Raw genomic sequence first — 19208 nt, 5'->3', positions numbered from 1 at the left:
TTCACACCCCCTTAACTAATCCCGTCTCTATATGAAAGATGCTATCTGCCCAATCAAGATAAAAACTTGCTTCGTGAGATACGAGTATAATGCTGCCCTTAAACTTAATTAACGCCTTTTGCAAAGCTTCCTTCGCTTCTGCATCCAAATGATTTGTCGGCTCATCTAAAATTAAGAAGTTACAAGGTGATAGTAATAATCCACACAGTTTCACCTTCGATTGTTCACCACCACTTAACGTACGAATTTCTTGCGAAACGTGCGTATCCTTCACTCCACACGCAGCTAAATGATGGCGTATTTCCTTCATATTCAGTTTAGGAAACTGTTCTGAAATAATTTGAAGCGGCGTTAAAGAATCATTGCTCCAATTTAAATCTTGCTCATAATATCCAATCTTTATTTGCTCTGAAAAGTGAAACTCTCCAGAAATACTAGCAATATTTCCAACGATTGTTTTTAATAAAGTAGATTTCCCTACTCCATTGAAACCTGTAATAACAAGTTTTTGCCCACCCATTACTGAAAAATTCAACTTTGGTAAGAGAGCGAAGTCGTAACCAACTTCAAGATTATTTACTTCAAGAACTGTCTGAACTGAAATGGGAAGTTCCTGAAAATGAATAGACGGTTTATGATTAAAACTTGGTGGCGCAATTCTTTCCATACGCTGTAATTGTTTTCTACGACCTTGCGCTATTTTTGAATTCACCCCAGCAATATTTCTACGAATATACTCTTCCGTTTTTTCAATTTTCTTTTGCTGTGCATAATATTGGCGAATATAATCTTTTCGCAAATGCTCCTTTTGTCTTACAAAATCTGAGTATTTGCCGTAATACTTCTTAACTGTTCCGAACTCTACATCACATATGCAAGAAGTTACCTTTTCCAGAAAATCAAAATCATGTGATACGACAATAAACGCTCCTTCAAAATTCATTAAATAATTAGCAAGCCACTCCACATGCTCCTTATCGAGAAAATTCGTCGGTTCATCTAGCAATAAAATATTAGGCTCTTCTAATAAGAGCTTTGCTAAAATTACCTTTGCACGCTGCCCTCCGCTTAATTCACCAATCACACGATCCATCCCAATCACATCAATACCTAAACCGGCTGCCACCTTATTCGTAATACTATCTACTGAATAAAAATCACGGGCCTCGAGCAGTTCTTGAATTTCTGCCGCTTTCAATAGTTGATTTTCATCTCCAGTCATCGCACTTTCTTCATATAACTTGTTCATTCTCTTTTCCATTGCATACAAATCATAAAAGGCTCTCTTTAAATATTGTGAAATGGTATAACCCTCATCAATTTCTGCGTATTGATCAAGATGTCCAATTTGAATATTAGGTTGCCACTTTATGTCTCCCTTATCAGGAATAATTTCCCCCACCAATATTTTCATTAATGTGCTTTTTCCTGCACCATTCTGCCCAACAATTCCCATATGCTCCCCTTTATGCAAATCAAAAGAAGCATTCTCGTATAATACTTTATCTATAAAACTATGTGATAAACTTTCAACTTTAAGTAAACTCATTTTTATTCCTCTTTTCCTGAAATTAAAAAAAGCAGAGAGATAGCGTCATTCGACACTAGCCCTCTGCTTCGTGGTTTTTCCTATACTACTCCAATTTACGGTAAAGACTCATCGGAATAATATACACAAAGGGCCATAGACAAAGCATTGTCTATGGCCCCTTAATCTATTTTATACACCAGCTGAAAAACCATAACGAAATAAGCATAGATAAACTATACTTTTTTAGAAAAGTTATTCAGCCGATGAATATAGGGGATTTATACCCCTTGATTAAGCTCCGTACAACGCTTCACCGTATACATTTGTGCGGAGCAAAGTTTTCTAATGAGTTTTACAAATTTTATATAAAGCATATTCTGCACCTTCCTTAATACTTAAAAGGGATTTTAGCATACGGTTTTACGAAGCGTCAACATTACTTCCGAATCTTTCAACTACTTGTTTTCAAAATATTGCTTCTGAAACATACACATTCTTATCGCATTATGATAGTTACCATCAACGAAAAACTCATCGATAAGTTCGCCTTCTACCATAAATCCAACCTTTTTATAAACATGTACTGCTTTTTCATTTTCCTTATCCACAACTAAATAAATCTTATGCATATTTAATACAGCGAAAGCATAATCCATTGCTAAACGCGTCGCCTCTACTGCATAACCATATCCTTGATAATTCGGATCAATAATAATTTGGAATTCTGTTCTACGATGAATATAATCGATTTCTACTAACTCAACTAATCCAACCATTTCATTGTCTTTCTCAACGATAAATCGGCGTTCGCTTTGATCATGTATATGTTTATCGTATAAGTCTTGCAGCTCCACAAATGCCTCATATGGCTCTTCAAACCAATACGACATAATATGCGCATTATTATTCAGTTCGTGTACGAACTTTAAATCTTCTCGTTCCAATGGACGTAACTTCAATTCCTGATTCATTCCTATAACCTCCAAGTATAAGAAACCTCTTCACTTAATTTCTCAATTTTTTTCGATTTCAAACGCCCTAATTTCATTGTAAACTTTCAAGCAACTTGAAGGTCAAGATGTAACAATATTATGCCGAAATTTATAACCAATTAATAAAAAATGTAGGTATTTACAGTAACTTAACGAAAAAAGAACAGTCTTTTTGCTTTCCAAAAAGCTCAGTAAGATAAAATAAAATTATAAATATATCATCGCTAAAAATTAAGAAAAGGAGATGAACCTATGAGAATACAATATAGAAAGTATGCATTACCTGTAATCTCGTTAGTCTTATTTACTCTTATTGGTTGTACTAATAATGAGCAAAAAAACGATAAAAACGAGACATATACTTTTGAGGTTTCCAAAAAACGTGGTGATATTATTGAGAAAAACAATGAAGTTTATAACATAGAAAAATTAGATACTTTCGTAAAAAACTATAATTCAAATAAAGACGATTCAGTTAGAATTACTAAATTTAATAATAAGAACGAGCCTGTTATTATTGATTTGACTGTAAAAAAAGAAAAGGGATCTACCTCCGTCTATTATGACGTTGACTACACAAAAACACATGAGAAACATAATGAAAATCAAGAGATTCAATATTCGAATAACACATGTCAAAAGATAAAGAAAGATATTGAAGACAACAAAGTAACTTATAAATTAGAATGTCCTGACACTATTCATTTGATTACATCCCCAAAATCATAGGGTGGAAAATTACAAATAAAAAAGTAGTGCAAACTTATGTCTGCACTACTACTCTTTTCTCAAATCTCTCATATTTGATATGTATAAAGCAATAACTAAAACAAGAATTGCTCCTGCGTATAATAACGTCTCCATCGGTTCCTCATGAGACACAATAATTAATCGAATTAAGGCCGTAATTCCGATATAAATAAAATAACGTAACGGGAAATGATAATTCGATTTAAAATACTTAATAATTAATGCAATGAACTCGAAGTATAAGAAATAGACGATGATACTTTCAACCAATTTATAAGACGTATACTCTTTTGCTGAAAAAATATACTGCACGAACGTAATTGTCTCATTCACTAAGAAAATTGATAACACAATGGATAATATAATTAAGGCTATATTTAATATCCATTGCAAAACACTAGCTATAACATGATCGATATTAAATGACTTCATTTTCTCTTTAGACTCCCCTTCGTATAAGTACTTATTTATTATAGCAAAATTACGATTGGAAAGAAGTTAAATCATATATTCGTCCTTTGTTGTTGCCAGTGTAGGGGAGATTTAGTGTGTGGAGAATTCTGTTTACAACCATACCCGACGAAACATGGAGAAACTCTTTCAAATTACCGTTCGTACATGTCGTACTAATGAGCAATGCATAATCTCGTATAGCATCCTCATGTGCCACTTTTGAAAAATCTTTACAACTTGTACAACGCCAGCCCTTCTTCACTTTAACCATTGGAATAACTAAGCATTTCTCACATTGTACTCCATTTAACAACTCCTCTTTTTCTATTTTATATTGCTCAAGTATATTTTGTTGAAGTGGAGAATGCTCCGTTATTATTTGATGAATGAGCCTATCTACATTATCTATAACTTTTCTCTTATATTTACTTTCAAACCACTTTATTTTATGAGGTAAATTTGCACTATGAATAATTGTATGAAGAAGATTGTCATCTGAAGATTTTATAATGGTACGAGGCGAGCTAATAACAACGAGAGACTCGATTGGAAGACTAGAGGAAAATCCATGTAAGCTTAACCATTTCTTTAATTGTATTTCTTGCCTTTTTATTTGTAAAACCGGATCTGGAAATCCCTCTGAATTTCCTTCTGTTATTCGGATAAGTTGATTAAACTTTGCATCAAACATTAATGTACCTGCTATATTTTTTATCTCAAGAAAAAGAAGAAACTTTGTGGAAATGATAATAGTATCAATTTGAAAGTATTGATCATGATTAGATAAGCGAACATCATGTAAAACACTATACTCTTTCTCAGAAATAAAACTAAGTGGATAATCAATTGCTTGCTCCCCTTTATACCCCGCCATGTGTTTTGCCAAGTTTTCTCCAATTAAATTTCGTTTTGGATGATGTACAGGTAACCTTCTAAGCAGTGCTTCTAACTGTCTTATATAAATCGGCATTTTTCTTTCTTTCACAATCACCTCAAACACCCCTTTACAAATATATCAACGATTTTTTCAATATATCTATCATAACTCACAATATATCAACGATTTTTCCAATATATCTATCACAACTCACAATATATCAACGATTTTTCCAATATATCGATCGGTCGACAATATCTGACACTACCTCACTCCAATCACTCACAGCATATCCTAGAAAAACACCTTCAGCAAAAACTTAAAATCGTATTTCCTCATAAAAAAACCATAACCCGCTCCTCCAGCAAAGTTATGGTTTTTAACCCTGCAATGCCACTCTATCTATAACTTTGCCGTGAAGTCCACAAAATCCATTTGTACTTATAGCAACTTTCACTTTTTTCACACTGAAACTATATACCCCAAAATCGTTTCACAACGTTATTACTTCCGCATAGCTACAATTTATATAATAACGGTACAGTACAAATAACGTGCTGAATCACTAAGTATGAGGGCATAACGATGAACGAAGCGTTGCTATTAGTAGACATACAAAATGATTACTTTGAAGGTGGCAATATGGAATTACATCAACCTGAAAAAGCCGCACAAAAAGCGAAAGAAGTTTTGAAAGCATTTCGTGAAAAACATAAAACAGTTATTCACGTACAACATATTGCGAACAATGAAGGGGCTACTTTCTTCTTACCCGATACAGTAGGTGTTCAAATTTATGATGATGTACAACCGATTGCTAACGAAAGAATCCTACAAAAACACCACCCCTACAGTTTTTCTCAAAAGTTTTGTACTACAATCGATTAGCTATATTAGCAATTACATTATTATTAGCGGCTTTCCTTCTTCTTTACAATGTATTTTTTGGATTACTCGTAGGCACTACAGCAAACTAGCGATTTTTTATAAGTATGAAAAAATTTTAGGAATTAGTTTATCTTTTTTTAATGTTTTATTTAGAGGCAGTTTATAGTCGAGTATTAACATAAGAAACGTAGCAACTAAGTTCGTATATGACGCACTGCTACTATAATCGCTAACCGTACTACCTAAAATCATAAAATAAGGAGACGATAAAACATGAACAAAAAAACAAAAACACTATCATCCATACTGCTCGGATTCACATTAGCATTAACAGGGTGTGCTGGTACTAAAGCTGAAGAAAATCATGGGAAACAAAAGCAAGAACAAGTTGCTAAAGAAACAAAAAAGGAAAATAAATTAACTAAAGGGCAAAAAATGGCTAATATTCTTAGCGAGACAAATTGGCAAGGTACACGAGTGTATGACAAAGATAAGAATGACTTAACAAAAGAGAATGCAAACTTCATCGGTCTTGCAAAATATGATGCGAAGTCAGGCAGATATGAATTTTTTGATGCTAAAACAGGTGCAAGTCGTGGCGATAAAGGAACTTTCTTTATCACAAATGATGGAAAAAAAGAATATTAATTTCAGAATCAATGAAGTATCAAGCTGTCGTTGACATGACAAAACTAAATAAAAATGTATTTACTTATAAACGAATGGGGAAAGACGCTAACGGTAAAGATGTAGAAGTTTTCGTTGAACATGTTCCATATAAAGAAAAAGAACTTTCTTTCACTGATCCGGACAAGCAGCTGAACACGACTACAGGAGATATTGTTAAAAACGTTGATGGAGATAAAATTTTAGGCGGTACCCTTTGGCACGGAACAAAGGTATTAGACGAAACTGGTAACGATGTAACACAGTTTAATTCGAATTTTATAAGTCTAGCAAAATTTGATGACAAATCTAATAAATATGAGTTCTTCAATAGCGAAACAGGTCAAAGCCGCGGTGATTATGGCTACTTCGATGTTGTACACGAAAATAAAATAAGAGCCCATGTTTCAATTGGAAATAACAAATACGGTGCTGCTCTTGAACTTACTGAACTAAATAAAAATAAATTTACGTATAAAAGAACTGGTAAAGACCAAGCTGGTAACGATATAACTATATTCGTTGAACATGAACCTTATAAAGGTGATATGAAACCACAATTTAGCTTTTAAAAACGTTTGATTAAAGATCCTGTACTGAGTTACAGGATCTTTCTTATTAAGCAAGAGAACGAAAAGACGAAAAACATATAGCTTTTCGTCTGCACAATATTCCCACCTTATAGTTGATGATTTACAAAACTTAAAAACATACCGATACAAAATAAAATTTGTGACCAAGTAAAAAGCGCCCTACTTATAGGACGCTTTTTTTATACTTAATGACTAATACTAGCTGTTGGGTATAATGTTGTTCCTCCAATTGAAACTTTTATTTCATTTGTTAATGGAACATTTTGTTCATTAATAATTGTTCTCCACCATTCCCATGCAAGACCTGTACATTCTCTTGCTACAATTTTTATATTTTTTGAGTTCGGTGGAAGAGGGATAACTGTAGAGTAATGAGCCGTTTTGTCTTTTCCGCTACCATCCCACGTTTTATGTGTTAATACTTCGTTACCCTTTTGGTCAAATGTGAATTCATCCCAAGATACATCAAATTGAGCAACGTAAGCACCGTAATGATCAAGTGTCATTTTAGCACTTGAATATTCTGTAGTTGTCGTCTCAATATAATCTGTATTGTTATGAACAGCAGCAGTTGCATTATCTTTTAAGAAAGTACTTGTATATGAAATTGGGTATGCTGGATTTTTAAGACTTAATTCAGCATTATCTTTAATGATATTTCGGATTTCATTGAAATCTTTAGTAACAACCTTGTTATGCTCTTTCGCATCTCCGCCTAATACTACAGCAGTAAAGGTACTTTCTTCAAAAATATCTTTATACTGTCCACTCGTTTCAACGCTGTTATTCTTAAGTAAGGCTTTAAAAGCAGCTTGTACATCTTTGCTCTTAGATGTTGTTTCTAATTTTACATAAATCGTTCTACCATAAGCTACATTTGAAACCATAACAGGTGGAGCCGAATTACTTACGCCTTTTCGAGTTAACTCGTCAAAAGTAACGCTATTATCAAAAAGGTCGGATGGATTGTTAGGTAGTTCAGCACTTACCGTATAAAATATTTGCTTATACGCCGCTACCATCACTTTTTTCTCTCCATTTGCAACCGCATTAAAATCAATGTTTAGACTGTTATCAAGATATTTAGCGTTAACATTAAGAGCACTTGCTATTTGTGATTTACTATAAACCATAGATTCCGTATACTGCATTCTTGCAGGTAACGTATGTGTTGTAGAATACTTTTCATTCCAAGTAGATACTAAATCGTCTACTGCTCCAGCTACATTACCATATGTCGGATTTTGGACAGTGATTGTATTTTCTTTTCTCATGCCCGGTAAGTCTATACTAATATTCAAAGGCTTTCTCTTAGCCACTAATAAACTTGGTTGATTGTCTGCAAAAGCTTTATTTGCAAGTTGTACAGCTCCTGGATACGTGCGATTCACTACAGAATCAATAATTGAAATATCGACTGGTGACGTTGTAAGTGATTTTTTCTCGCGTTCCACTACTACAAATTTACCATTTGAATTGATACTTTCTTTCGGAACAAAACTTTCTACTTTATCACCATTTACAGCTAAAACCTCTTGATTATTATATTTAAGATTTGCTATACCAGTATCAATGCCACTAGCATTTTTGGTTACATCAGTTGCATTACTTGCTTGTGTTTCTGCGAAGGAAATAGATGAATAATTAATAGTGCATAGACTAACTAATAAACATGCAAGGAACTTTCTTCTTTTAGTGTTTTTCTTAATATTCAGAAAAATCACCCCGTTCTTTTTTTAGTAAAATATGATAATGATTGCTAACTAATAAATTTACATAAATGCTTTTAAAAGTTCTTGAATTAACGGGATTACGCCACCTACAAATTTTAAAACTGCCATTGCGATTTCCATATTATTTCCTCCTTTTTATTGCTACGAAAATGTGATTTATCTTTATGCCCTCATTATAGTGACCCCTTACACTTTTATCAATACACTCTGATATGCAATATTACATATCAAAAAACAAGCTGAATTCTTTTAAAAAGTTATACAGGGATATTTTTTTCGTTTAGTACATACTTGAAAAAGTGAAGCATTCTTCTGCATTTTATGAGTAATCACATAAAAAAAGCTGCTGCCTATAAAATACAGACAGCAGCTTCAACTAGATTAGCTTGCATAATCTACGCAAGCTACGGTATTTTTTACATTTTATAACTAATAAACTGCGATTGGCCCATAAGGACCATTAATAATTTCTATTTTTGTTTCAAAAATATCTGTCAAAAGTGTTGAGTCCATAACCTCTTCTACTGTTCCAAAAGCAGCAATTTGTCCATCTTTCATAGCACAAATTTTATCCGAGTATTTAGCTGCAAAATTTATGTCATGCATAACAGTCAAAATTGTTCTTCCAAATTCATTAGCTGCACGTCTTAAATGCTCCATCATTTGAACAGAACGAGCAACATCAAGGTTGTTCAGAGGTTCGTCCAAAAGTACATATTCCGTCTCTTGGCACAATACCATCGCTACATATGCCCTTTGTCTTTGACCACCAGAAAGCTCATCTAAATATCTATTCTCTAAACTAGTTAAATCTAAGAAATCGATATATTTAGAAATGATAACCTCATCTTCTTTAGTCAATCTTCCCTTTGAATAAGGAAAGCGCCCAAATCCAACTAATTGTCTAACTGTAAGCCTAGTTACAAAATGATTTTCTTGTCGCAATATAGTCAAAACTTTTGCTAAGTCTTTTGATTTGGATTCAGAAACATCCATATTTGCTACCTGAATTTGGCCTTCATCCATATCTAAAAGTCTGCCAATCATCAAAAGTGTCGTGGACTTTCCAGCGCCATTTGGTCCAATTAAAGAAGTAAAGCCTGCTTTTGGTATTTCAATATCCAAAGGTCCTATTTTTACCTTATCAGTATAGAACTTTTTAACATTATCAATTTTTATCATAAAGCCCTCTTCCTTAAAACTATAGTTAAGAATATAATTCCACCAAATAATTCAATAATAACTGAAACTACACCTTGAGCATGGAATACATGATACATTAAAAAGTATGCGCTCGTCATTATTAAAAATCCTATAGCAAAAGCCATCGGAAAAATATATCTATGATCATAAGTTGACGCTGCCTGATAACTCAAAGTTGCCACTAAAAAGCCGTAGAAAGTAAGTGGCCCAATTAGAGCTGTTGAAATAGACATCAAAATAGCTACTAATACAAGCGTATAAATTACACTAGGTTGATATTTAACTCCAAAAGAAGTAGCAACATCTTTTCCTAGTGACAAAACATTCAAATTCTTAGAATGAGCAAAAATTAATACCGCTACAATTATGATCATAGGAATTACAATAGGAAAATATGCAGGATCTGCATGATTAACAGAACCAAATAATCTTGCTTGTAAAATATCAAATTCTGAAGGCGCAAGTAGTTTTCTCATGAAAGTTGACACAGAATTTAGCCCGGTACCAATAATAATTCCAACTAAAAGCATAAGTTGTAAATTCCCGTATTTACCGGAAAGTAACCATCCATAAAGTATCAAACTCATGAAGACCATAACAACAACTTGGAATAAAAATGATCCAATTCCATTAAAATTTATTAACGCACTAGCACCAAAGAAGAATACTGTACTCGTTTGAATTGCTGAATAAAGTGATTCGAAACCTAAAAGCGATGGAGTAATAATTTTATTATTCGTAATAGATTGGAAAGCAACTGTCGACAAGCTATGGCAAACCGCAGCAATAATCATTGCAACAATAGCTACTATCCTTCTCTTAACGACTGGGATAAAAGAAGGTGAATCTAGCGGAACTGGATTGTTATAAACTAAAAGTCCATATGAAGAAAGAAGACCTAAAGCAATCAATGTTATCAGTAAAATCCAATAACGTCTTGCTTCCTTCTTAGACCGAAAAGCGCTAGCTGATCTACTTTCATTATGAAGGCTAGAATCGATTTCGACATTTTCTTTTTTTCTATATTCTAATGTGATCATCGTAGCCTCCTTGGTTTTCTTTGTCTCAATAAAATAGTAATAAACACGACTGCTCCCACTGTTGCAAGTATTAAAGAAACAGGTAATTCAAAAGGCTGTATAATTGTTCGAGAAATGATGTCACAGGCAGTTATTGATCCCATTCCGATCACACAAACCCAAGGTAAATTACTCCTAAGATCATCACCTCTAAACATTGAAACGATATTTGGCACAATTAATCCTAAGAAAGGTAAGTGTCCAATAACAGCTGCAACAATTCCAACTGCAACAGAGATAAGAGCAGTCCCAAAAAGAACAATTCTATTGTAATTAACTCCAAGACTTGTTGCGACATCTTCTCCTAGTCCAGCTAAAGTCAATCTATTAGCATACATAAAAATAAGAAAAGTAATGATAACAATCAGCCATAAATATTCATATCTTCCCACCTGAATGTTAGCAAATGAACCTACAAACCAAGTTTCAATACTTTGCGTCTTTTGAAAAAGGAGTCCTAAAAAAGTAGACACTGCAGAAATTACTGCTCCAAGCATCAATCCAATAATCGGAACAATTAAAGACGAACGAAGCTTAACTCTTCTTAAAAATAAGAAAAAAAATCATAGTTCCTATAAAAGAAAAAATGATTGCACCAGTCATTCTTTGAACTAAAGTCGGGGCAGGAAATAATAAATACACAAAAAGCAGGCCTAAGCCTGACCATTCAATAGTCCCCGTTGTAGTAGGTTCAACAAAGCGATTCTGTGTAATAAGTTGCATGACGAGCCCTGCCATCGCCATCGCAGCTCCAGTAAGCATTAATGCAAACGTTCTTGGAACACGAGTGATGAAAAACATCTCCATTCCGTCCTCTTGTCCACGTATATCATAAACTCCAGTAAACAGTGATATAATCCCTAAAATTATAACAACTATAACTGCTATTATAAAAGGTTTTGTCCATATTTTATTTTGATTATAAAACTGGGGTTGAGAAATATTCTCAACCCTAGAAATCATATTTTTTGACACTGTTTCGTACCCCTTTACACTACTTAGCTAAAGTTTTTGCCATATTTCCAAATAACTCTATATAAGTTTGAATTGATTCATTTGTGTAAGTATCTTCTGGTGCATAAATAACTTGTTTTTTAGAAACAGCAGTTGTGTTTTGAAGAGCAGGTGATTTAGAAATAACATCCTTAGCAGGTGTTGACTTAGCTGCATCAGATGTTGCAGCATCACGATCTAATACGAAAAGCCAATCAGGATTTGTTTGTGCAATAGCTTCAACAGAAACGTCATCACCTTTATGACCTGCAGTAGAATTCGAAACTTCTAATGCTGGAGTCCAACCGAAAATGTCATACATAGGTCCCCAAACGCGACCAGAGTGCGGCGCAGCAAAGCCAATATTTCCACCAGTAACGATAACACTCATAACTTTATCTTTTCCGTTATAAGCAGATTTTGCTTTTTCAATAGATTTATCAAAATCAGCTACTAATTGTTTAGCTTCTTTATCTTTAGCAAAGATTTTACCTAAAGTAGTTGTAGAATCTTTAAGTCCTTTTACTAAGTTTTCTCCAGGCTTAGTAGCCTTCTCAGAAACATCAAAATTAAGATCAATAACAGCTGCATTTGGCACTAATTTTTTGATTTCTTCATAATGATCAGCAAATCTTTGACCAACGATTACAAGATCAGGGTTTGCCGCTGCAATAATTTCTAGATTTGGTTCACGGTGATTCCCAATATTTTGAACTTTTTCATCCTTTTTATATGCTGAATCAGCAGGCATGATATCCTTTGGAGCAGCCGCTAATTTAATTCCCCAATCAGATAAAGTTTCAAAAGTTCTGTTATCCAAAGCAACTACATTCTTTGGGTTTACAGGTACTTTAACAGTTCCATGAGCATCAGTGATTTCAACCGTTTTTGGCTTATCACTACCATTATCTTTATTATTAGCCTTCGAAGTTTCTTTACTTGAATCTGAGCAAGCCACTAACATTAAAGTGAAAATTGCTAGAATACTCACTAATTTTAAAAGCATAGATTTTTTCATATGTATACTCCTTATAGTGTGATTTATTTCGAAAATGATGACATCCATAGATTGAATTAGAAGGTAACTTTTATTCAATTGAATCGCTATTGATAATCATTTTCATTTGAACATCCTGTTAATTAGTATAGTCATTAATTCTGTGAAAATCTTGTGAATCGTATGAATTCATAAAATCAAGCATAAAAAGTAATATGTGCGGTCAGGACTGTTGATTAACCTTCATTAAATACTTTCTCAACAAATACGGGACAGAGACCTTCCCTTACAAAATACGCGCAGTAATAGCTAATATTTCACAGAAACTACTTTATTATCTTATTTTTATCATTCAACCATTGAATAGCCTCTGCCATGTATCGTTTGAATATATCTATCTTTCTTCTCGCACTTTAGCTTTTTTCTTACATACCCAATATATAAGTCTACTACATTCGGATTTACTACTACGTCATATCCCCAAACTTGATTCAAAAGCATTTCACGGCTTAATATCGTATTTTTATTCTTAATTAAAAATACAAGTAAATCGTACTCGCGCTTCGTAAGCGAGAGATTTTTGCCACCTTTTTTCACAATATTGCTAGATGCATCAACAAAGAGATCTTTAAACTGAAAAAAGTTTGTCTCATTTTGCTGGTTATAGTCACTTCTTCTTAAAATAGCTTGAACTCTCGCTACTAATTCTTCCTTCACAAATGGTTTTCTAATATAATCATCTGCTCCTGCTTGTAACCCTGCTATGCAATCCTCGCTAGAAATATTGTTGGTCACAATAATGATTGGTGTCGTTTTAACAAGTCGTATTTGTCTACAAATTTCTGGTCCCGATATACTTAATGAATCCCAATCCAATATGATAATATCCCAATCTTGCTCATATGCTATATTTAAACCTTGGTTTTCATTATGAAGTTTTAAAATGAAATGGCCCTCTTGCGTTAAACCGCTTACGATTTTCTTTGCTGAAGACCGTTCATTTTTAATCACCAACACCTGCTTCACCGATGGTTCACCTCTACTTCAATATAAATTATTTAGATAAAAAAATTATCCCGAAAAAATAATTTAAGATTTATAAATTTAAAACCCCTAAATAATCCATTAAAACAGTTTATTAGGAGAACTCTATATAATCTTACAATAGGTATGGATAAAAACACAAAACATATGGAGATTCGAATAAAGTAAAAAAATAATAACTACTTAACAATTGAGCGTTTACAATCTGCTATAGTATCTACCCGCTTATCATCAATAACCATTTTTTATTCTCTCTTTCAGGGATACCGTCCCATCGACTTCAGCATTCTATAAAACCACAAACAAAAAGAACCATAACCTCACCAACCTGGCAAAATTATGGTTCATATTATACAAAATAAAAAACCACCAAATATGTATTGGTGGAGACGGTGGGAGTCGAACCCACGTCCAAAAATATCGGCACTTAAGCTTCTACGAGTGTAGTCGATATATTAGCATTTCGCGAACTCTTCGGCCTATCGACAGGCTTCCAAGTTGCTAGTCTGGTTATTCTCTTCCTTTGTCCTCAGACGGCGAACTCCGGCGTAGTCCACTTAGTTTGAGTCCCTTACCCTACCACATGGACGATGGAGGGAGGAACCTTTAGTGCAATTAAGCAGCTAAAGAAAGATTGTTTTGTTTGCCAATTATAGGCTTTGACGTTTTAACGAGGCCGATCCCCTCGACTCGCAACCTAAGCTCGAACTATCCCTGTCGAATCCGTAACGTCCCCATGATAAAAATGGAGCATACGAAGAAAATATCGTGATAGCTACTAAGAGCTGTTTTTCAATGTGCAACAACCTTACATAAGTTATTATAACATACGCGCTCCATTTTACAAATGTAAATATCTGTATTACATCTTTTGGCGATCACGGAACGCGCGTGCAATTTCACGTTTAGCTTCTTTCTCTTTTAAATCGTGACGTTTATCGTATTGCTTCTTACCTTTTGCTAAACCAAGTGCCATCTTTGCAAATCCATTTTTTAAATAAATTCTAAGTGGAACTAATGCGTAACCTGTTTCTTTCGCAGCGCCCGCTAGTTTATCAATTTCTTTTTTATGCAGAAGTAATTTTCTCGTACGAAGTGGATCATGGTTGAAACGATTCCCTTGTTCGTACGTATTAATGTGCATATTATGAACCCATACTTCACCATTATGTACACGTGCAAACGCATCTTTCAAGTTTACGCGTCCAGCGCGAATCGACTTAATTTCCGTTCCTTGAAGGACAAGCCCTGCTTCGTATGTTTCTTCGATGAAATAATCATGAAATGCTTTTTTATTCTGTGCAATAACCTTACCTGTACCCTTTGGCATATAACGTCCCTCCTCTATTTTTACTATTGTAACAAATGTTAATAAAAAGCGAAAGTGGCTCACTCAGAATCTTTGGACATTGGAACTCCCGACAGAGAAGCGCTTTTTGCTTCGGCCGAGGGAGTGAAATGGCCAACAGATTCTAGCCACTGTAGCTGGATTCCATTAAAAGCGAAAGTGGCTCGCTCAGAATGTGAGGTGGATGGAGCTTCTGACCTTGAGGCGCTCTTTGCCTCTGGGGAAGAAGCGAAGCCGCCGAACATTCTAGCCACTGTAGCTGGATTCCAACAAAAAGCGAAAGTGGCTCGCTCTTAAGCCACGAAGAAAAAAGAAAAGGCCCCGCTTTTCATCAAAGCGAAGCCACTCTTTTCTTACTTACGCTTTTTCTTTTTCTTCTTGAATCCTGGTACGTTTTCGAAGAATGCTTTTTTCTTCTTACCGTTACCATCTTTTTTTCCTGGCTGGCTAGCAGAAGCGGATGCGGATGCAGATCCTCTTCCTTTTCCTTTACCACCACGGTCAAATTTTCTACCTGTGCCACGTTCACCGCCGCGCTCATTACTGCGCTCGCTACGTCCACCGCGTTTCTTTCTGCCTGTTCTTGGCTGCTCGATAACGACTGGACGATCTTTGAACTTACGGCGAGGTGTGCCTTTCATGCCAACGATTTCAAAGTCGATTGCACGCTCGTCTTTGTTTACGTTAATAACGCGAATTGTAATTTCGTCACCGATGCGGAATACGTTTCCTGTACGTTCTCCGATCATAGCGAAATGTTGCTCGTCATAACGGTAGTAATCATCCGTTAAGTAGCTAACGTGTACAAGACCTTCAATTGTATTTGGAAGCTCTACGAATAAACCGAAGTTTGTTACAGAGCTAATCATACCGTCATACTCTTCACCGATCTTATCAACCATATACTCTGCTTTTTTCATCTCATCTGTTTCACGCTCTGCTTCAACAGCACGGCGTTCCATATTAGAAGAGTGCTCTGCAATCTCAGGTAATTGTTCACGCCATTTTGCTTGCGTTTCGTTGTCGACTTTACCATTAATAATGTATTCACGAATTAATCTATGAACGATTGTATCTGGGTAACGACGAATTGGTGATGTGAAATGTGTGTAGAACTCAGTTGATAAACCGAAATGTCCTAAACTATCCGCATCGTAACGAGCTTGCTTCATAGAACGAAGCATAACTGTTGAAATAACTACTTCTTCTGGCTGTCCTTGAACCATTTCAAGAATTTGTTGCAGCGCACGAGGGTGCACTTCATTCGCACGTCCTTTTACCGCATATCCGAAGTTCGTTACAAACTCGAAGAAACGCTCAAGCTTATCTTCTTTCGGATCTTCATGGACACGGTACATAAACGGTACGTTCATCCAGTGGAAGTGCTCTGCTACTGTTTCATTCGCAACAAGCATAAATTCTTCAATTAACTTCTCTGAAACAGAACGATCACGCATAACAACATCAGTCGGTTTTCCTTCTTCATCCACTAATACTTTCGCTTCTTTAAAGTCAAAGTCAATTGCACCACGGCGCATACGTTTTTCACGTAAAATTTGTGCCAATTGCCCCATCTCTTTAAACATCGGTACGAGCGGCTCATAACGCTTAATTAACTCTTCGTCCTCATCTTCTAAAATGCTTCTTACGTCAGCATACGTCATACGCTCTGTCGTTTTAATCACACTTTGGAAAATCTCGTGTTTAACAACATCACCTAAATTGTTGATTTCCATTTCACAAGATAACGTCAGACGGTCTACTTTCGGATTTAATGAACAAATACCGTTAGATAGACGATGCGGAATCATCGGGATTACACGGTCAACAAGATATACACTCGTCGCTCTTTCCGCTGCTTCAACATCAATTGGAGAGCCTTCTTGAACGTAATGACTTACATCCGCAATGTGAACGCCTAGCTTGTAGTTACCGTTCTCAAGCTTCGTTACTGTAACAGCATCATCTAAGTCTTTCGCATCTGCACCATCAATCGTTACGATCATTTGATCGCGCAGGTCGCGGCGATCTTTTAAATCTTCTTCTGAAATCGTTTCTGGTACACTGTTTGCATGCTCCATCACTTCCTCAGGGAATGCTAAAGGTAAATGATGTTTATGAATGACAGATAAAATATCTACTCCTGGATCATTTTTATGACCTAGAATTTGAATAACTTCACCTTCTGCACTTAAACGATTCTCTGGATAGCTCGTAATTTTCACAACTACTTTATGACCTTCTACAGCACCCATCGATGCGCTTTTCAAGATAAAGATATCACTCGTCCAGCGCTTATTGTCAGGTATAACGAATCCAAAGTTTTTCGATTCTGTATATGTACCAACTAGTTCTTTCGTTCCACGCTCTAAAATGCGTACAATTGAACCTTCTTGACGCGAACCGCTCGATTGAGAACTAAGGCGTGCTAATACTGTATCGCCATGAAGTGCACCGTTTAATTCTGTAGGCGGGATGAAAAGATCATCGTCTCCTGTTTTCTTCTCGTCTGGTACAACGAATGCAAAACCACGTGCATGTCCAATTAATTTACCGCGTATTAAATTCATCTTTTCAGGAAGACCGTAACGGTTGCTACGTGTACGAATAACAAGTCCCTTCTCTTCCATCGTTACAAGTGCCTTTACAAAATCTTTAAAACCCTCAGAACCTTCAATTCCAAATGCCTCTTCTAACTCTTGTATCGTTAGCGGTTTATACGCTTCTTCTCTCATAAATAATAACAACTTATCAATATGTTCTTGTATGATTTCTTCCAAGCAAAAATACCTCCTTTAAAACCTTATATTATTTAGTGTATCCGAAAGATAGGGGATGTATAAAGTGAAACTTCAATACTCCCCTTATGATTTTTACAGTTTTCACAAAAAATTCCTTATGAAAAAAAGAGGCAACTAGATCTTACCAATCTAGTTGCTCCAAGAAGTTATATACATCCTCATGTAGCTCGTCACGTTGTTTATCAAGTGTAATGACATGCGTAGAGTCTTCATACCATTTAATGTCTTTTAACGTAGATTCTACACCGTTATAAATAATGTTAGCACTATCTGTATTAATCATTTCGTCATGACGTGCTTGTACAACAAATGTTGGCGCATAAATCATATCCACATTGTTACGTACGTCAGCAATTAATTGTTGTAATGCTTTTAATGTATTCATCGGTGTCTTTTGGAATTCCAACATTTCTTGTTCAATTTGTTCAGGTGATTTTTGCTCACGTTTTTTATATTCGCGGGCATATGCCAATATACCTTGGTACATCGTTTCTTCGCTCTTAATATACATCGGTGCACACATTGGTACGACACCTAAAACCGGTACTGTATAACCTAATTTTAAAGAAAATACGCCGCCGAGTGACAATCCAACAACAGCAATTTTCTCAAAACCTTTATCTTTTAAAAGCTGATATGCCTCCGTTACATCTTGCCACCAATCTGTAGGCCCTGTATGAACAAGCTCTTCTGGTGGTACACCGTGCCCTTTATAAATTGGCGCATGACAAGTATAGCCTTTCTTTTCTAAGAAACGCCCTAACATACGTACATCAGCTGAGTTCCCTGTGAATCCATGTAGTAATAAAACAGCGCGGTCTCCACCCTCAAATGTAAATGGTTTCGGAGATGCTAATTTCATCATGTATTTCTCCTCTTTCTCTTCTGTAATCTAGTCGTATTCTTTCTATATCTAGTGTACCATATTTGTATTTCTATAATCTAATTAGAAACATCTTTCAAATAGCAAAACAAAAAAAGAAGAACCATTAGTACCATTCACTAACGCTTCTTCTTTCAATTCTATAAATTGAAGTACGTAACACCAATTGTTAATACAAAGAACAATACAGCTAAAACAATTGTAATACGGTTTAATACCGCTTCAATTCCACGTGCCTTTTGCTTACCAAATAATTGCTCCGCACCGCCTGAAATTGCACCTGAAAGGCCTGAGCTATTACTAGATTGCATAAGTACCATAACAATCATTAAAATCGATACAATAATAAGTAAAACTGATAATAACGTATGCACTTG

Annotated in this window: 15 protein-coding genes, 1 other RNA gene and 3 pseudogenes; 4 read left to right on the top strand and 15 right to left on the bottom strand. The window is 35.1% G+C overall.

What is annotated here, in order from left to right; translation table 11 throughout:
* Nucleotide 1: 1 nt before the first annotated feature.
* Both HMPREF1014_RS22660 and speG read right to left on the bottom strand, forming a co-directional pair.
* A complete protein-coding gene (locus HMPREF1014_RS22660; protein WP_000054854.1) occupies nucleotides 2-1549 on the bottom strand; it encodes an ABC-F family ATP-binding cassette domain-containing protein in 1548 nt (515 codons plus the stop codon).
* A 437-nt stretch (nucleotides 1550-1986) separates the two neighbouring features.
* On the bottom strand, nucleotides 1987-2502 hold the full coding sequence (gene speG, locus HMPREF1014_RS22655; protein WP_001071095.1) for a spermidine N1-acetyltransferase: 516 nt from the start codon (nucleotides 2500-2502) through the stop codon (nucleotides 1987-1989).
* Between the two features lie 273 nt (nucleotides 2503-2775).
* Between speG and HMPREF1014_RS22650 the strand changes: the two genes are divergently transcribed.
* A complete protein-coding gene (locus HMPREF1014_RS22650) occupies nucleotides 2776-3252 on the top strand; it encodes a DUF4362 domain-containing protein (RefSeq protein ID WP_001222626.1) in 477 nt (158 codons plus the stop codon).
* Between the two features lie 48 nt (nucleotides 3253-3300).
* Here the strand turns inward: HMPREF1014_RS22650 and psiE are convergent, their stop codons facing one another.
* Both psiE and HMPREF1014_RS22640 read right to left on the bottom strand, forming a co-directional pair.
* Entirely contained in the window at nucleotides 3301-3705 is a 405-nt protein-coding gene (gene psiE / locus HMPREF1014_RS22645) for a phosphate-starvation-inducible protein PsiE (protein ID WP_000834708.1), read from the bottom strand.
* 49 nt (nucleotides 3706-3754) lie between these two features.
* The gene (locus HMPREF1014_RS22640) at nucleotides 3755-4711 is read right to left on the bottom strand and encodes a nuclease-related domain-containing protein (protein WP_002184034.1); all 957 of its coding nucleotides are present in this window, start codon (nucleotides 4709-4711) and stop codon (nucleotides 3755-3757) included.
* Between the two features lie 477 nt (nucleotides 4712-5188).
* Here HMPREF1014_RS22640 and HMPREF1014_RS31915 point away from each other — a divergent pair.
* Both HMPREF1014_RS31915 and HMPREF1014_RS22630 read left to right on the top strand, forming a co-directional pair.
* Nucleotides 5189-5461: pseudogene (locus HMPREF1014_RS31915) on the top strand (isochorismatase family protein); the annotation flags it as partial.
* 303 nt (nucleotides 5462-5764) lie between these two features.
* A pseudogene (locus HMPREF1014_RS22630) lies at nucleotides 5765-6729 on the top strand (DUF4822 domain-containing protein).
* A gap of 206 nt (nucleotides 6730-6935) precedes the next feature.
* Here the strand turns inward: HMPREF1014_RS22630 and alo are convergent.
* From alo to smpB, 8 genes and pseudogenes are all read right to left on the bottom strand, one after another.
* Nucleotides 6936-8474, bottom strand: a complete 1539-nt coding sequence (gene alo / locus HMPREF1014_RS22625; RefSeq protein ID WP_000576728.1) for an anthrolysin O/cereolysin O family cholesterol-dependent cytolysin Alo — start codon at nucleotides 8472-8474, stop codon at nucleotides 6936-6938.
* Nucleotides 8475-8912: 438 nt separating this feature from the next.
* On the bottom strand, nucleotides 8913-9665 hold the full coding sequence (locus tag HMPREF1014_RS22615; protein ID WP_000590071.1) for an iron ABC transporter ATP-binding protein: 753 nt from the start codon (nucleotides 9663-9665) through the stop codon (nucleotides 8913-8915).
* Nucleotides 9662-10726, bottom strand: a complete 1065-nt coding sequence (locus HMPREF1014_RS22610) for an iron chelate uptake ABC transporter family permease subunit (protein ID WP_000631246.1) — start codon at nucleotides 10724-10726, stop codon at nucleotides 9662-9664. The genes HMPREF1014_RS22615 and HMPREF1014_RS22610 overlap by 4 nt, the downstream gene beginning before the upstream one ends.
* Nucleotides 10723-11740: pseudogene (locus tag HMPREF1014_RS22605) on the bottom strand (ABC transporter permease). The gene HMPREF1014_RS22610 and the pseudogene HMPREF1014_RS22605 overlap by 4 nt, the downstream one beginning before the upstream one ends.
* Before the next feature lie 19 nt (nucleotides 11741-11759).
* On the bottom strand, nucleotides 11760-12776 hold the full coding sequence (locus HMPREF1014_RS22600) for a siderophore ABC transporter substrate-binding protein (RefSeq protein ID WP_000749435.1): 1017 nt from the start codon (nucleotides 12774-12776) through the stop codon (nucleotides 11760-11762).
* Nucleotides 12777-13103: 327 nt separating this feature from the next.
* Nucleotides 13104-13781, bottom strand: a complete 678-nt coding sequence (locus tag HMPREF1014_RS22595; protein WP_000815809.1) for a response regulator transcription factor — start codon at nucleotides 13779-13781, stop codon at nucleotides 13104-13106.
* 399 nt (nucleotides 13782-14180) lie between these two features.
* Nucleotides 14181-14535, bottom strand: a transfer-messenger RNA (tmRNA) gene (gene ssrA, locus HMPREF1014_RS30665).
* A gap of 126 nt (nucleotides 14536-14661) precedes the next feature.
* Nucleotides 14662-15129, bottom strand: a complete 468-nt coding sequence (smpB, locus tag HMPREF1014_RS22590; RefSeq protein ID WP_001123919.1) for an SsrA-binding protein — start codon at nucleotides 15127-15129, stop codon at nucleotides 14662-14664.
* Between the two features lie 123 nt (nucleotides 15130-15252).
* Here smpB and HMPREF1014_RS30660 point away from each other — a divergent pair, with 123 nt between their 5' ends.
* Nucleotides 15253-15444 (top strand): hypothetical protein, encoded by a 192-nt coding sequence (locus HMPREF1014_RS30660; protein WP_142241204.1) that lies wholly within the window; start codon nucleotides 15253-15255, stop codon nucleotides 15442-15444.
* Between the two features lie 56 nt (nucleotides 15445-15500).
* Here HMPREF1014_RS30660 and rnr read toward each other — a convergent pair whose 3' ends face one another.
* The 3 genes from rnr to secG form a co-directional block, all read right to left on the bottom strand.
* Nucleotides 15501-17927, bottom strand: a complete 2427-nt coding sequence (rnr, locus tag HMPREF1014_RS22580; protein ID WP_000391080.1) for a ribonuclease R — start codon at nucleotides 17925-17927, stop codon at nucleotides 15501-15503.
* A 142-nt stretch (nucleotides 17928-18069) separates the two neighbouring features.
* Nucleotides 18070-18810 carry a carboxylesterase gene (estA, locus tag HMPREF1014_RS22575; RefSeq protein ID WP_000761986.1) on the bottom strand — a complete coding sequence of 247 codons (741 nt, stop codon included), beginning with the start codon at nucleotides 18808-18810 and terminating at the stop codon, nucleotides 18070-18072.
* A 161-nt stretch (nucleotides 18811-18971) separates the two neighbouring features.
* Nucleotides 18972-19205, bottom strand: a complete 234-nt coding sequence (gene secG, locus HMPREF1014_RS22570; protein WP_000557264.1) for a preprotein translocase subunit SecG — start codon at nucleotides 19203-19205, stop codon at nucleotides 18972-18974.
* Between the last annotated feature and the right edge of the window lie 3 nt (nucleotides 19206-19208).

It is taken from the genome of Bacillus sp. 7_6_55CFAA_CT2 (genome assembly GCF_000238655.1).
Lineage (GTDB): Bacteria > Bacillota > Bacilli > Bacillales > Bacillaceae_G > Bacillus_A > Bacillus_A cereus.
The sequence above is the reverse complement of the archived record's forward strand: the minus strand, read 5'-3'. Positions and strand labels throughout refer to the sequence as shown.

Coding starts and splice junctions, on each gene's coding strand:
- HMPREF1014_RS22610 (WP_000631246.1), bottom strand. CDS start 10,726: ATGATCACATTAGAATATAGAAAAAAAGAAAATGTCGAAATCGATTCT.
- estA (WP_000761986.1), bottom strand. CDS start 18,810: ATGAAATTAGCATCTCCGAAACCATTTACATTTGAGGGTGGAGACCGC.
- HMPREF1014_RS22615 (WP_000590071.1), bottom strand. CDS start 9,665: ATGATAAAAATTGATAATGTTAAAAAGTTCTATACTGATAAGGTAAAA.
- HMPREF1014_RS22650 (WP_001222626.1), top strand. CDS start 2,776: ATGAGAATACAATATAGAAAGTATGCATTACCTGTAATCTCGTTAGTC.
- HMPREF1014_RS22600 (WP_000749435.1), bottom strand. CDS start 12,776: ATGAAAAAATCTATGCTTTTAAAATTAGTGAGTATTCTAGCAATTTTC.
- HMPREF1014_RS22660 (WP_000054854.1), bottom strand. CDS start 1,549: ATGAGTTTACTTAAAGTTGAAAGTTTATCACATAGTTTTATAGATAAA.
- psiE (WP_000834708.1), bottom strand. CDS start 3,705: ATGAAGTCATTTAATATCGATCATGTTATAGCTAGTGTTTTGCAATGG.
- smpB (WP_001123919.1), bottom strand. CDS start 15,129: ATGCCAAAGGGTACAGGTAAGGTTATTGCACAGAATAAAAAAGCATTT.
- speG (WP_001071095.1), bottom strand. CDS start 2,502: ATGAATCAGGAATTGAAGTTACGTCCATTGGAACGAGAAGATTTAAAG.